Here is a 12,122-nt window from a genome sequence, read left to right as displayed (position 1 = left end):
TTTTTTGCCATGTTTACTCGCAGACAGACTTTTTCGCTCTTCGCTGGTGCCGCTGCCGTTTTGGCGCTGCCAACCTCAGGCCGGGCACAGGGTGCCGCCAAGGAATTCCGCATCGGGTGGCAGAAAGGCGGCGCTTTTGCGCTGGCCAAGACCAGCGGCGCCATCGAGCAGCGGCTGGCCCCGCTGGGCGTCACCGTCAGCTGGGCCGAGTTCACCTCCGGCCCGCCTTTGCTGGAGGCGCTGGGTGCAAATGCGTTGGATTTCGGCTCCACCGGCGACGTGCCGCCTTTGTTTGCCCAGGCCGCCGGCGGCGATCTGGTCTATGTCGCGGCCACGCCGGGGAGTCTGGATGGTTCGGCCATCCTGGTCAAACAGACATCGCCGATCCAGACGCTGGCCGATCTCAAAGGCAAGAAGGTCGCCTTCAAGCGCGGTTCGAGTTCGCATAATTTCATCGTCAAGGCTCTGCGGTCGGTCGACCTCTCCCTCGCTGACATCACCCAGCTGGATCTGGGGCCGGCAGACGCCGCGCCGGCCTTCGCCAATAGCCAGATCGATGCCTGGGTCATTTGGGACCCCTACTATGCCATCGCCGCGCAAGACCCGGACACCCGCGTGCTCACCACCACCGAAGGCATTGTCGACTCCTGGAGTTTCCTGCAGGCCAATGGCGCCTTTGCCCGGGACAACCCGGAGATCGTCGCCGCCGTCATCGATGAACTGATCAAGGTCGGCACCGCGGCGCAAGCCAATCTGGACCAGACCGCCGAACAGATTTCGGCCTCCACCGGCGTGCCGGTGCCGATCACTCGCATCACCCTGGGCCGCAAGGGCGCTGACCTTGGAGGCATCGTCCCGCTCGACGAGGAAATCCTGACCTATCAGCAGGCTCTGGCCGACGAGTTCTATGGGCTCAAGATCATCCCGCGCCAGCTCACCATCCGCGATATCGCCTGGTACGCACCCACGGCGTAACTCCCTTGCAGGCCGGCGACCCCGACCCGCAACCCACCTTCTTGAACGAGGTCTTGAACGGAGCTCCCCATGACCCTCGCGGCTGATCTCGGCAAACCCATCACCCTGCCCAAGCGCACGCGCCCCCCGGCGTCGCCACGCCAGTTTCGGCTGTCGCCGCAGGTGTTGCTGCCCTTCGTTCTGCCCCTCGGCGTCATCGCCTTGTGGCAGCTCTCCGCCAGCGCCGGCTGGATCAACAACCGGCTGATGCCGGCCCCCATTCAGGTGGTCTGGGCTTTCTGGGATAAATTCACCAGCGGCGAGCTGGCGGTCAATATCCAGGCCAGCGGCATCAGGGCCATTTCGGGCCTGCTGGTCGGCGGCTCGATCGGCTTCGTGCTGGGGCTAGTCAATGGCATCTCGCGCCTGTCCCATGCTCTGACCGATACGACGCTGCAGATGCTGCGCACCATTCCCAATCTGGCGCTGATCCCGCTGGTAATCCTATGGTTCGGCATCGGCGAGGAAGCCAAGCTGTTCCTGACCGCGCTGGGCGTGTTCTTCCCGATCTACCTCAACACCCTGCATGGCGTGCGCAATGTCGATCCGTAATTGCTCGAAATGGGCCGCGTCTACGGCATGAGCGGCTGGACCCTGTTCCGCAAGGTCATCTTTCCCGGCGCCTTGCCGTCGATCTTTGTTGGACTGCGCTTCTCGCTCGGCATCATGTGGCTGACGCTGATCGTGGCCGAGACCATGGCGGCCTCCTCGGGCATCGGCCACATGGCCAATTCGGCCCGCGAGTTCATGATGACCGACGTCGTCATCCTGGCGCTGGTGATCTACGCGCTGCTCGGCAAGCTGGCCGATGTCATCGCCCTCACGCTGGAGCGGCTGACGCTGCAATGGCACCCCGCCTACCAGAAACCAGCCCGGAGCTGAGATCATGAGCACCATCACCACCTTCGCCCGCACCACCAATGCCTGGGGCAAGCAGATCGAGCCGGAATACACGCCTCTGCAGCCGCGCCAGCGGGACTGCGCCCCCGGCGTGGGCATCCGCATCCAGGGTCTGGCCAAGAGCTTTGGCGATGTTCCGGTGCTGCACGATCTCGATCTGGAGGTGCCGGCCGGGCAATTCCTCGCCATCGTAGGCAAGAGCACGCTGCTGCGCATCCTGGTCGGCCTCGATACCCCCAGCGCCGGCCGCATCAGCTTCATCGGCCCCGACGGCGCCGAAACCGCCCCCAATTCCCGCATCGTCTTTCAGGAACCACGACTACTGCCCTGGGCAAAGGTGATCGACAATGTGGTGGTTGGGCTGGGAGAGGGCGCCGGTCGCAACGAGGCCCGAAGTCGTGCCGAGGCGGCGCTCGCCGAGGTGCAGCTTGGTGAGAAAGGCGATGCATGGCCATCGCAGCTCTCGGGTGGTCAGCGCCAGCGCGCTGCGTTGGCCCGCGCCCTGGTGAGCGAGCCCGGATTTCTGGCGCTGGACGAGCCCCTCGGGGCGCTCGATGCGCTCACCCGCATCACCATGCAGTCGCTCGTGGAGCGCGTGTGGCGCGAACAGGGCTTTACCGCGCTGTTTGTCACGCACGATGTCGGCGAGGCAGTAGCGCTGGCCGACCGGGTGATCGTGCTTGACGAGGGCCGGATCGCCCTCGATATCGCCATCGACCACCCCCGTCCACGCCAGCGCGGCGCCGCCGATCTGGCCGAAATCGAGGGCCACCTGCTCAAGGGCATTTTCAAGTAGGAGCCGCCGATGTTCACGCTGTTCGGTATTTTCTCACCCGCTTCCGGTCGCCCGACGGCCAGCCAGGAGGCGCCCCGCAAGCGGGCGTTCTTCGGCGGTCAGGACGACTCTGACGCCCCCTCAAAAGCTGAGGAGGACGCGCTCTATCTTGCTGGCAAGTGCCCTGAGCCTCCCGATCCGCCGCGGCGTCAGCCCTCGTGAGCCATCGCTACGCCCCATGCCTCGCTGAGACACCGCCCGGCTGACGGCTTTGGCCCCGCGAAGGAACAGCGGACCTTCTTCCTTTCGGAGCTAGCCCAGGAACTTGGTGGTGGGGACGCCAGCGACTGGCACGTCAATGGCGAACAGGCCACCCGAATACGGCGCTTCGGCGAGCACGCGTGAAGGCAGGCGAACGCGGGCTGTGGTGATGTAGAGGGTTTTCAGGTCTTTGCCACCGAAGGTGACGCTGGTGGGACGTGGAACAGGCATGCGGATTTCCCGGTCCACGCTACCGTCAGGCGCATAGCGTCTTATGCACCAGCCATCCCAGATGGCACACCAGACGAACCCTTCGCTATCGACTGTCAGGCCGTCGGGGCGCCCGCTGGCGGCGGGAACTTCGGCGAAGATACGGCGATTGGATATGGCACCACTATCGATGTCGAAATCGTAGGCGTAGATGCGGCCCGGCGCAGAATCCACGAAATAGAACGTACGATCGTCTGGACTCCAGTCGAGCCCGTTGGCCACTGAAAATCCGGTGTCGACACGGCGCCAGGACAGATCGGGATTGATGACGTAGAGTGACCCAGCGGGTTTGGTGGCATCGAGCGGCATGGTACCGGCCCACAGCCGCCCACGCCGGTCGCACCGACCGTCATTGAAGCGGTTATCGGGAATGTCGGCTTCCGGGTTGACCAGAGGCGACATATCCCCTTTCTCGAAATCGAAAGCGGCGACGCCGGTCTGAGACAAGGCGATGAAGCCATGGCCCTGACGCGGCAGGAGTGCGCTGACCAGCCCAGGCATGACAACCTCTCGATTGTCGCCGGTCGCGGGGTCGAAGCGGTGTACGGAAGGGGCGAGGATATCGACCCAATAGAGACGCTGTTCCTCGGGAACCCAGAGCGGTCCTTCGGCAAGGTGCGCGCCCCAGGGCAACACACACTGCACGCCAGGATCGGCAACGAGGTCGGTGCGCACATAAGAGTTAATGTTCATCGGCGCGGCGCCAACATTGCCCGAAACCTGCCGACCAGCAGCCATGAGGTCACGCCCCCAAATGTGAAGCGTATCGGTGGCCATGCGCTCGCTGGGCCCGAAAACGCCAACGGCGGCGATCGCCTTGCCGGTATGGTCAAAGATCGGGGCCGCTGCCGAAGACACGCCAGGCACATGCTCGGATATCGACACGGCATAGCCACGCGCGCGCGTCAGGGCCAGTTCGGCGATCAGGGCTTCCCGGTCAGTGATGGTGCGATCCGAGTAGCGGGCCAATTGCAGCCGATCGAGCAAGGCGCGCTGCTCGTGCGGTGCGGCGAAAGCCAGCAGGACCTTGCCCCCGGCGGTGCAGTGAAGCGGGGCGCGGCGGCCGACTTCGATACGGAAGCCGAAGGCCCCGCCCCGGCTGCGGTGGTCGATATAGAGGATCTCCTCGCCGTCGATGGAGCAGATGGCGACGGTTTCGGACATGTCCTCGGCGAGCCGATCCAGCACTGGCGCGGCGGCGCCCCGCAAGTCGAAATCCTCCCACACGCGATGGGCGAGTTCGAACAGGCGATGCCCCAGCCGGTAGGTCGCATCGCTCTCTTCGTGGCGAACCAGGCGGAACAGCACGAGCGTATTCAGTATGCGCGCCAGCGTGCCCTTGGACAGTCCGGTGCGCGCCTGCAGGTCCTTGAAGCGCGGCGGCGACTCGAAATCGCCGATCACCTCAAGCAGGTGCAAGCCTTTTGCCAGCGCAGCGGCGCCGGCCGGTACGTCGCGGTCTTCCAACCCCGGCGTACCATTCCCGTCTGCTGGTCTGTGCATCGGACCCACCCTGGTTAGCCGGCGATCGTCACATGCGTCTCGGCGTCGAACAGATAGAGGCGCGACGGATCAAAAGAAAGGGTGATCGCCTCAGACTGGCCAATGGCGCTGACGTCCATGATGCGGGCGATAATGGAATCGCCGCGGTGGTCATCCTCGCCGCCGCGCGAGGCCGCTACCGCGCCGCGGTTCTCCTCGGGGACCTCGACATAGAGATATTTCTCGCTGCCGAGGCTTTCGATCAGCCGCGGCACGACCGTGAAGCTCACCCTGCCCGCTCCGGCCGTGAAATGTTCGGGACGCAAACCCACGATCACCTGCTTGCCGACAAGCCCCTCGATTGGCCGATCGACCGGGACATCCTGGCCGAACAGACGCAGTTCTGGGCCGGAGGCCCCCATGGTCACCGGCGAGCGCATGAAGTTCATGCCGGGCGAGCCGATAAAACCGGCCACGAACAGGTTGGCCGGATGCTGGAACATCGTGTCGGGATCGGCGATCTGCTGGATCGCCCCGTCACGCATGATCACGATGCGATCAGCCATGGTCATGGCTTCGATCTGGTCATGCGTCACGTAGATGGTGGTCACGCCCAGCCGCTTGTGCAGCGCGCCGATCTCGGCCCGCATATGGACGCGCAGCTTGGCATCGAGATTGCTCAGTGGTTCGTCCATGAGGAAGGCCTGCGGCTCCCGTACGATAGCGCGCCCCAGCGCCACGCGCTGCCGCTGCCCGCCTGACAGCTGCTTGGGACGTCGCTCAAGCAGGTGTTCGACATCGAGAATCTTTGCAGCATCGAGCACGCGCCGATCGATCTCGGCCCGAGGCATGCCACGCATCTTCAACCCGAAGCCCATATTCTTGGCCACGGTGAGATGGGGATAGAGCGCATAGTTCTGGAACACCATGGCCACGTCGCGGTCGCCGGGAGCCACATCGGTGACCTCCCGGTCCCCAATCAGGATCTGGCCTGAGCTGGCATCGTCCAGTCCGGCGAGTATCTTGAGCATGGTGGACTTGCCGCACCCAGATGGCCCCACCAGCACGACGAATTCCCCGTCGGCGACATCCAGCGAGAAGCCCTTGAGCACTTCCAGCAAGCCGTAGGATTTACGGATATTGTCTATACGAATTCCGGCCATGTTATTTCTCCGCACCGGCGGTCAGCCCACTGACCAGGTAGCGTTCGAGGAAAAGGTAGATGAGGAGGACGGGAATGGCGACCATGATGGCGGCCGCGGAAATCTCGTTCCAGTCCGAAACATATTCGCCCTTCATGGTGGTCAGTCCCAGATTTGCGGTCCAGTTGTTCTGAGCGCTGGTGAGGAAGGTGCGGGCATAGGCATATTCCGACCAGGACAGCACGAAACCATAGAGGCAGGTCGCGGCCAGCCCCGGGGTCGCGACCGGCAGGATAACGCGGAACAGCGCGCCCAAAGGCGAGCAACCATCGACCATCGCGGCCTGCTCCAGCTCGCGCGGAATAGTGTCGAAATAGCCCTTCAGCATCCAGGTGGTGAAGGGCACGATCAGCGTGGCCTGCGCCAGGATAACCGACCACAGACTACCCACCAGCCCGACCGATCGGAAAATGCCGAACAGCGGGATCACCAGCAGCGTTGCAGGCAACATTTTGGCGGTGAGGATGAACAGACCCAGCGACTGGCCGCCCCGTACACGGAACCGCGAGAGGCTGTAGCCGGCAAAGATCGATACCGACATGGACAGAGTCACCGCGCCAACTGCGGCGAGGGTCGAATTGCCCAGCCAGGTCAGCAATGGGCGATCATTGAGCACCTTGGCAAAGACCTGCCATTGCGGGACTTCGGGCCAGAAATTGGGTGGCAACACCCGCAGGTCGATGGGCTTGGACAAAGCCGTGACCACCAGCCAGTAGATGGGGAAGAGCAGGATGGCGCAGGTGAACACCACGCCGGCATAGATCAGCACGAGATTGAGACGGCGTCTGGTCATGGTCTTTCCTCAGTAGATGCCGTCGGCCTCGCGGCCGATCATCAGCAGGCTTGCCAACACGCAGAACACCAGCGTCAGGACGCCAACAGCAGAGGCGTAGCCCATCTTGAAAAAGCCGAACGCGTGCTCGTAGGTCATGATGGACAAGGTCTGGGTCGACTTGAGCGGGCCACCGCCGGTCATCACATTGATGATCGAGAAATCCCGGAACACCCAAAGCAGCACCAGCACCATAGTGACGCCGAGCACCGGCATCAGTGAGGGAATGGTGATGTTGGTGAAGCGATTCCAGGCATTGGCGCCGTCGACGCGGGCGGCGTTGTAATAGTCCTCGGGAATGGACTGCAGGCCGGCAAGCGCCATGATCGACACGAAGGGGTAGCCCTTCCAGACCATGGTGACGACCACCGCCGTGAAGGCAGCGTTGGGATCGGAAAACCAGTTGATGGTCTGATCGATCAGTCCCAGCCGGAAGAACAGCCAGTTCATCAGGCCGAACGATGAATCAAAAATCCAGGCAAAGATCACCACCGCGATGATCTCGGGGACGGCCCACGGGAGCGCCACCAGGAGGCGCGCCAGCGTGCGGCCGCGAAAACGGTTGTTGACCAACAGGGCCGTCGCCAGCCCAAGCGCCACGCAACAGCCGGTCACCACGACCACGAGCTTTAGCGTAACCCAGCAGGAATTCCAGAACTCCGCCGAGGTGAACAGCTGCTGGTAGTTGGCGAACGTGAAGGCAGCGCGTCTGTCCAGCCGGACAATGTCGACCTTCTGGAACGATATATCGAACGAAACAATCAGCGGGTAGATGATGATCAAGGCAATAAGCGCCACGGCCGGGGCCAGCAGCAAATAGCCCAACCAATGTCGGCGACTTGGCCGCGCAAGGTCGAGAAGAGGAAGGCGGCTCATGGGCGCACTCCGGGATTGCGGGATGGCCGGTCAACCTAAGGCCGACCGGCCATTTCTATAGCCTACTGGTTCTGCAGCTCTTCCGCGCGTGCCTGCATGGTGGCGGCGACAGCGGCAGGATCAAGGTTTTCAATGATCATGCGCTGGCTTTCCTCCATCACCATCTTGGCAAACTCGTTGTACTGCACCTCAAGACCGGCCGGGATGCGGTCGATGCCAGCAGCAGAGGCCGCCTTGGCAGCGTCCACGAGCAGGCCGAACTCCGGGGTCACCGCTGTGGCCTCGGCAATGTCGGCGCGCGGGCTCGGGGCGGGGGAAGCGGCCAGCGTTGCATAGCTCGACTGGAACGTATCGCTCATCGCCAGGGCGATGAAATCCCATACCAACGCCTTGTGCTCGTCCGAAATATCCTTGGACATGCCAAGCACGTTGGAAGAGCCGCCGACAGGCGGGCTGAGCGGATCGGCGACGATCTTTACATCGGCCGCTGCCGCGCCCTTGGCGATGATCGGCACCAGCCAGGGACCGTCAAGACCGACAGCGATCTTGCCATCAGCGAGCAACTGACGGGTTTCGCCCGAGGACAGATCGCGTGGCATCAGGCCTTCGGTGACGACAGTCTTCCAGCGGGTCAGACCCTCGATGACTTCGGGGGTGTTGATGGTCACCTGGCCTTCGGCATTGGTCCAGCGACCACCGGCATCGAGCACATAGTTCAGCATTTCGGTGACATACTGGCCCCCGCCCACCTTGGTGGGGTGATGCAGGCCGAACTGATCGATAATGCCGTCGCCATTGAGATCCTTGGTGGTCTTGCGCGCCACCTCAAGCAACTCGGCATAATTGGTCGGCGGGGCCAGTCCTTCGGCGGTCAGGATGGCCTCGTTATAGGCCATGATGTAGCCGAAATAGAGCATCATCACGCAGACGGTCTCATTGTCGAGCTCGCAGGTTTTCTGACCTGCCCAGCCGTCGAGGCTGGTCCCGCTCTTTTCGACCCATGGAGCAAGATTTTCGAGCCAGCCCTCTTTGGCGAAGCGCTGGAATTCGAATGAGGCGAGGTGGACGATATCCGGCGGGGAGCCGCCGGCGAACAGGGTGGTCATGGTGTCGGCAAATGCCGCCCGCTCCACCTTGGTCCATTCGATCTCGACGCCGGGGTGCTGCGCCTTGTACTCCTCGATCACGCTTGCCCACCAGCCGCCCACGCCGGGCTCGTCATTCTGCCAGGAAACGAATTTCAGCACCGTTTCCTGTGCCGCCGCCTGCATAGGCGACAGCGCGCCAAGCGCCAATACCGTGGACGCGGCCAAGGCCAGTCCGAATTTGCGCAGCCCTCCCCGCGCAATTGTCAGTCCTGCGAACATCAACTTCTCCTCCTGATTTCAGTTTTGTTCTTTGAGTAGTGCCAGCGCTTCCTTGGAGGGCTCGACGCCAAGGCCCGCCCCCGTCGGCACGCTGTAGAAGCCGGCGGCACAATCCATGTCGCCGGTGACCAACCGCCGGTTGGGTTCGAAAATCGAATGCTGGTATTCGTGGTCGGTAACAGCTGCCAGTGCGGCGCTGGCATGCAGGCTTGCCGCCATGAAGATGCCGGCGCCGATCGTTGCGTGTGGGATGACGCGCAGATGGTTGGCCTGGGCATAGGCGCCCATGCGCATGAACTCGGTGATCCCGGTATGGCCCATCTCGGGCTGAACGATGCCGCAGGCCCTCCGCTCGACCCGGTGCACCAGATCGTAAACCGTGCGCCACTCTTCCCCCGCCGCGACAGTTGTCGTGACGTTCGCGGCAACATGAGCGAGCCCCGAAATATCCTCGGTCTTTACCGGAGCTTCGGCGAACCACAGGCCATGTGGCTCCATGGAGCAGATCAGCCCCACGGCTTCTTCGGCGGTGTGGGCCCAATGCATATCGCAGGCGATGCGGATATCGGGCCCGAGCGCTTCACGCAGTGTAGCGATTTCCGCGACCACGCCGTCATCGGCCACCGGCGAGGCGAACTTGAAAGCAGAGAACCCCTTGTCGCGCCATTCAGCCGCGAAGCCAGCGCGCTGTTGGCGCGTCGGCTGCGGCAGGCCCGAGACATAGGCCGGAATGCGCTCCTGGCGCTTGCCGCCGAGCAGCGTCGACAAAGGCAGGTTCACCAGCTTGCCAGCGAGATCCCAAAGCGCCGAATCAATGCCGGCCAAGGCGTCGAGATAGAAGCCGCCGGTATAGCCGCGCACTCGCATCAGGCCATAGAGATCATCATGGATGGCGGTGACCTCCATTGGGTCGCGTCCGATCACGAACAGCGCCAGCAATTCGTTAATGATGGCGAGCACCGCACCGGGCGCCACGATGCCATAGGTCTCACCCCAGCCAACCGCTCCGTTTTCGGTCTCGATGCGCACAAGGATGCTGCGATCAACCGTCGGATAGACCGTTTGATTGCCCTTGCGCACGAAATAGCCCTGGGCATTGATCGTTTCGCCCGGCCGCAACGCCCCCAGATAGGGCGTATCGCGCGGAATCGTCAGGACATAGGGGATGACCGATTTGACGCGGTCGCTCATGCGGGCTCTCCAGCGTGATTGCTGAGTGGGGCCAGAGTAAAGATATCGACGATCTCGGCTAGCCAACTATCGATATCGCGCACCGCCATGACGTCGGGCGCAGCCCCTTTGGCGCGCACCAGCGTGGTGCCGATGACGCCGCGGCGCTGCAGCACATGCTTGGTCAGGTGCATGCGATACACGGCCTGCAGCAGCAGGAGCGGCAGCGAACGCGAGTAGAGTTCGCGGGCGCGCGCCTTGTCCCCACGGCGCCAGGCGCTATCGAGCTGCACATGCAGATCGGCCAACTCCAATGCCGGCATGGTGCCACAAGCGCCACGTTCATACTCATCGATGACGTAGCGCGCACCACCGCCACCAATGATACCGGCCAGATGCGCCGGCGGATTGGCCTGCAGCACCGAGATGGCCGGGCCGGATGGTAGCGTCTCGCCTTTTACATAGGTGATCGCGGGCACGCCCTGGACCACGGCCAACAGCGTTTCCGGGGACAGGTCGGAGCCTCGGGGGAGCGGCGCATTCTGCAGCACAATCTCCGCACCGGGCAGACTTTCGGAAATGGCACGGAAGAAAGCAGTGACCTCCGCAGCCTCGGTGCCGGCCTCCTTGGGCGCCTGAATCATCAGGTAACGAATGCCCATATCGAGGGCCTCCCGACCAAAGCGCACCACGGCCTCAACGGTCGGCGCACTGGCGCCGGCAATGAGCTGCACACGCCCGGCATTGGCATCGACCACAACGCGCATCAGGCTGATGCGCTCATCATCGCTCAACGCCTCAACTTCACTGGCAAAGCCAGGAAAGACCACCCCCTGCACGCCAGCATTAATGGCAAACTCAACAAGCGCCCGCATGGCAGCGGGATCGACAGCACCATCATCCTGATAGGGCGTGGGCAGCACGGGCAGAATGCCTTGTAGCAAGGTGGCAGCTCCTCAATTTGGTCCACATAGTGGATCCTATGTTTGTTATTGTGGACCATATTATGAAATGCTAGAGGCTGTCAACGAAGCGGAGGAGACGGAAATGCGCGTGGTCATCGACTGGAGTGCGGCCAGGCTGGAGGCACAGCTGATCGGAAATGCCGACGAGATCATTGATCGGCTCAGTACCGATGACGGGCTGCGGCAGGCGAGCGGACGCCACGAGGCCATTCTCAACGACGTCCTCGCGCCCTGGCGCCTGGCCCATGGTCCACTGCACATTCTGGCTGCAGGGATGGTCGGCAGCCGCACGGGCTGGATTGAGATGTGCTATGTTCCCGCCCCGGCAGGCCTCAAGGAAATCGCCCGCGCCGTACGCCACCTAACCTTGGCCAATGGGGACCGAGTAACCCTGATCCCCGGCCTATGCGACCCAAGCGCCACTCCCTTTGCAGATGTGATGCGCGGCGAGGAAGCGCAGCTGGTTGGCCATGGCCTGCACCGGGACGCCGTCGCGGTGATGCCGGGTAACAATGGCAAATGGGTTCGCGTCGAAGGCGGCCAGATTGCGCGTTTCCGCACCTTCATCACCGGTGAACTATCGGCACTACTCCTGAAGCATTCGGGCCTGGCCGGAATTTCTACTCAGCCAGCCGAACGCGACTGGCAGGCCTTCTCGCGCGGCCTGAAATGCGCTGCAGATCCGGGCAGCCATGGGCTGCTGACACGGCTCTTCGCCATGCGCACCGGTTGGCTGGCCGGCTTGGTTGCGCCCGCCGAAATCGGCGACTACCTGCGCGGCCTGCTGATCGGCTGGGAGTTTGTCGAAGCGCGCAATGCGGGCTGGTGGCGGAACGGCGATACCATCGACATCGTGGGAGACGATGACCAGGTGGAGGATTACCGATACGCCGCCGAAAGCATTGGGCTACAGGCAAAAATTGCTGCCGACGACACGGCCCTGCGCGGCGCTCTGGCCATTGGCGCCGAATCGGCCATTTCTGAATAGTTCGGCCGTTGGGGGATCAG

At 63.1% G+C, this 12,122-nt stretch carries 11 protein-coding genes and 1 pseudogene; 5 read left to right on the top strand and 7 right to left on the bottom strand.

Annotation, left to right across the window (positions count from 1 at the left end; all coding sequences use genetic code 11):
• Positions 1-9 precede the first annotated feature (9 nt).
• The 4 genes and pseudogenes from ACX3OW_RS12855 to ACX3OW_RS12840 all read left to right on the top strand — a co-directional run bounded on the left by ACX3OW_RS12855 (position 10) and on the right by ACX3OW_RS12840 (position 2,911).
• Positions 10-975 carry an aliphatic sulfonate ABC transporter substrate-binding protein gene (locus ACX3OW_RS12855; RefSeq protein ID WP_459096181.1) on the top strand — a complete coding sequence of 322 codons (966 nt, stop codon included), beginning with the start codon at positions 10-12 and terminating at the stop codon, positions 973-975.
• A 69-nt stretch (positions 976-1,044) separates the two neighbouring features.
• Positions 1,045-1,896, top strand: a pseudogene (locus ACX3OW_RS12850) (ABC transporter permease subunit).
• Between the two features lie 4 nt (positions 1,897-1,900).
• Complete coding sequence (locus tag ACX3OW_RS12845) at positions 1,901-2,710, top strand: ABC transporter ATP-binding protein (RefSeq protein ID WP_459096180.1); 810 nt, start codon at positions 1,901-1,903, stop codon at positions 2,708-2,710.
• A gap of 9 nt (positions 2,711-2,719) precedes the next feature.
• Positions 2,720-2,911, top strand: coding sequence for a hypothetical protein (locus tag ACX3OW_RS12840; protein WP_459096179.1), 192 nt, complete (start codon positions 2,720-2,722; stop codon positions 2,909-2,911).
• 90 nt (positions 2,912-3,001) lie between these two features.
• On the opposite strand, the gene ACX3OW_RS12835 is transcribed toward ACX3OW_RS12840, so the two are convergent.
• The 7 genes from ACX3OW_RS12835 to ACX3OW_RS12805 form a co-directional block, all read right to left on the bottom strand.
• Positions 3,002-4,723 (bottom strand): SMP-30/gluconolactonase/LRE family protein, encoded by a 1,722-nt coding sequence (locus ACX3OW_RS12835; protein ID WP_459096178.1) that lies wholly within the window; start codon positions 4,721-4,723, stop codon positions 3,002-3,004.
• Between the two features lie 14 nt (positions 4,724-4,737).
• Positions 4,738-5,865, bottom strand: coding sequence for an ABC transporter ATP-binding protein (locus ACX3OW_RS12830; RefSeq protein ID WP_459096177.1), 1,128 nt, complete (start codon positions 5,863-5,865; stop codon positions 4,738-4,740).
• Between the two features lies 1 nt (position 5,866).
• Positions 5,867-6,697 (bottom strand): carbohydrate ABC transporter permease, encoded by an 831-nt coding sequence (locus ACX3OW_RS12825; RefSeq protein ID WP_459096176.1) that lies wholly within the window; start codon positions 6,695-6,697, stop codon positions 5,867-5,869.
• Positions 6,698-6,706: 9 nt separating this feature from the next.
• On the bottom strand, positions 6,707-7,612 hold the full coding sequence (locus ACX3OW_RS12820; RefSeq protein ID WP_459096175.1) for a carbohydrate ABC transporter permease: 906 nt from the start codon (positions 7,610-7,612) through the stop codon (positions 6,707-6,709).
• A 62-nt stretch (positions 7,613-7,674) separates the two neighbouring features.
• Complete coding sequence (locus ACX3OW_RS12815; RefSeq protein WP_459096174.1) at positions 7,675-8,979, bottom strand: ABC transporter substrate-binding protein; 1,305 nt, start codon at positions 8,977-8,979, stop codon at positions 7,675-7,677.
• 18 nt (positions 8,980-8,997) lie between these two features.
• Positions 8,998-10,170: a mandelate racemase/muconate lactonizing enzyme family protein gene (locus tag ACX3OW_RS12810; protein ID WP_459096173.1), complete on the bottom strand. Its 1,173-nt coding sequence runs from the start codon at positions 10,168-10,170 to the stop codon at positions 8,998-9,000.
• Entirely contained in the window at positions 10,167-11,093 is a 927-nt protein-coding gene (locus tag ACX3OW_RS12805) for a dihydrodipicolinate synthase family protein (protein WP_459096172.1), read from the bottom strand. The genes ACX3OW_RS12810 and ACX3OW_RS12805 overlap by 4 nt, the downstream gene beginning before the upstream one ends.
• A gap of 103 nt (positions 11,094-11,196) precedes the next feature.
• Between ACX3OW_RS12805 and ACX3OW_RS12800 the strand changes: the two genes are divergently transcribed.
• Positions 11,197-12,102, top strand: a complete 906-nt coding sequence (locus ACX3OW_RS12800; protein ID WP_459096171.1) for a 2-dehydro-3-deoxygalactonokinase — start codon at positions 11,197-11,199, stop codon at positions 12,100-12,102.
• Positions 12,103-12,122 lie beyond the last annotated feature (20 nt).

Source organism: Devosia sp. A449 (genome assembly GCF_054489375.1).
This window is presented reverse-complemented; position numbering and strand designations above follow the sequence as displayed.

What these genes read in the sequence shown, in the direction of transcription:
- ACX3OW_RS12855 (WP_459096181.1), top strand. Translation starts at nt 10, where the DNA reads ATGTTTACTCGCAGACAGACTTTTTCGCTCTTCGCTGGTGCCGCTGCC.
- ACX3OW_RS12845 (WP_459096180.1), top strand. Translation starts at nt 1,901, where the DNA reads ATGAGCACCATCACCACCTTCGCCCGCACCACCAATGCCTGGGGCAAG.
- ACX3OW_RS12840 (WP_459096179.1), top strand. Translation starts at nt 2,720, where the DNA reads ATGTTCACGCTGTTCGGTATTTTCTCACCCGCTTCCGGTCGCCCGACG.
- ACX3OW_RS12835 (WP_459096178.1), bottom strand. Translation starts at nt 4,723, where the DNA reads ATGCACAGACCAGCAGACGGGAATGGTACGCCGGGGTTGGAAGACCGC.
- ACX3OW_RS12830 (WP_459096177.1), bottom strand. Translation starts at nt 5,865, where the DNA reads ATGGCCGGAATTCGTATAGACAATATCCGTAAATCCTACGGCTTGCTG.
- ACX3OW_RS12825 (WP_459096176.1), bottom strand. Translation starts at nt 6,697, where the DNA reads ATGACCAGACGCCGTCTCAATCTCGTGCTGATCTATGCCGGCGTGGTG.
- ACX3OW_RS12820 (WP_459096175.1), bottom strand. Translation starts at nt 7,612, where the DNA reads ATGAGCCGCCTTCCTCTTCTCGACCTTGCGCGGCCAAGTCGCCGACAT.
- ACX3OW_RS12815 (WP_459096174.1), bottom strand. Translation starts at nt 8,979, where the DNA reads ATGTTCGCAGGACTGACAATTGCGCGGGGAGGGCTGCGCAAATTCGGA.
- ACX3OW_RS12810 (WP_459096173.1), bottom strand. Translation starts at nt 10,170, where the DNA reads ATGAGCGACCGCGTCAAATCGGTCATCCCCTATGTCCTGACGATTCCG.
- ACX3OW_RS12800 (WP_459096171.1), top strand. Translation starts at nt 11,197, where the DNA reads ATGCGCGTGGTCATCGACTGGAGTGCGGCCAGGCTGGAGGCACAGCTG.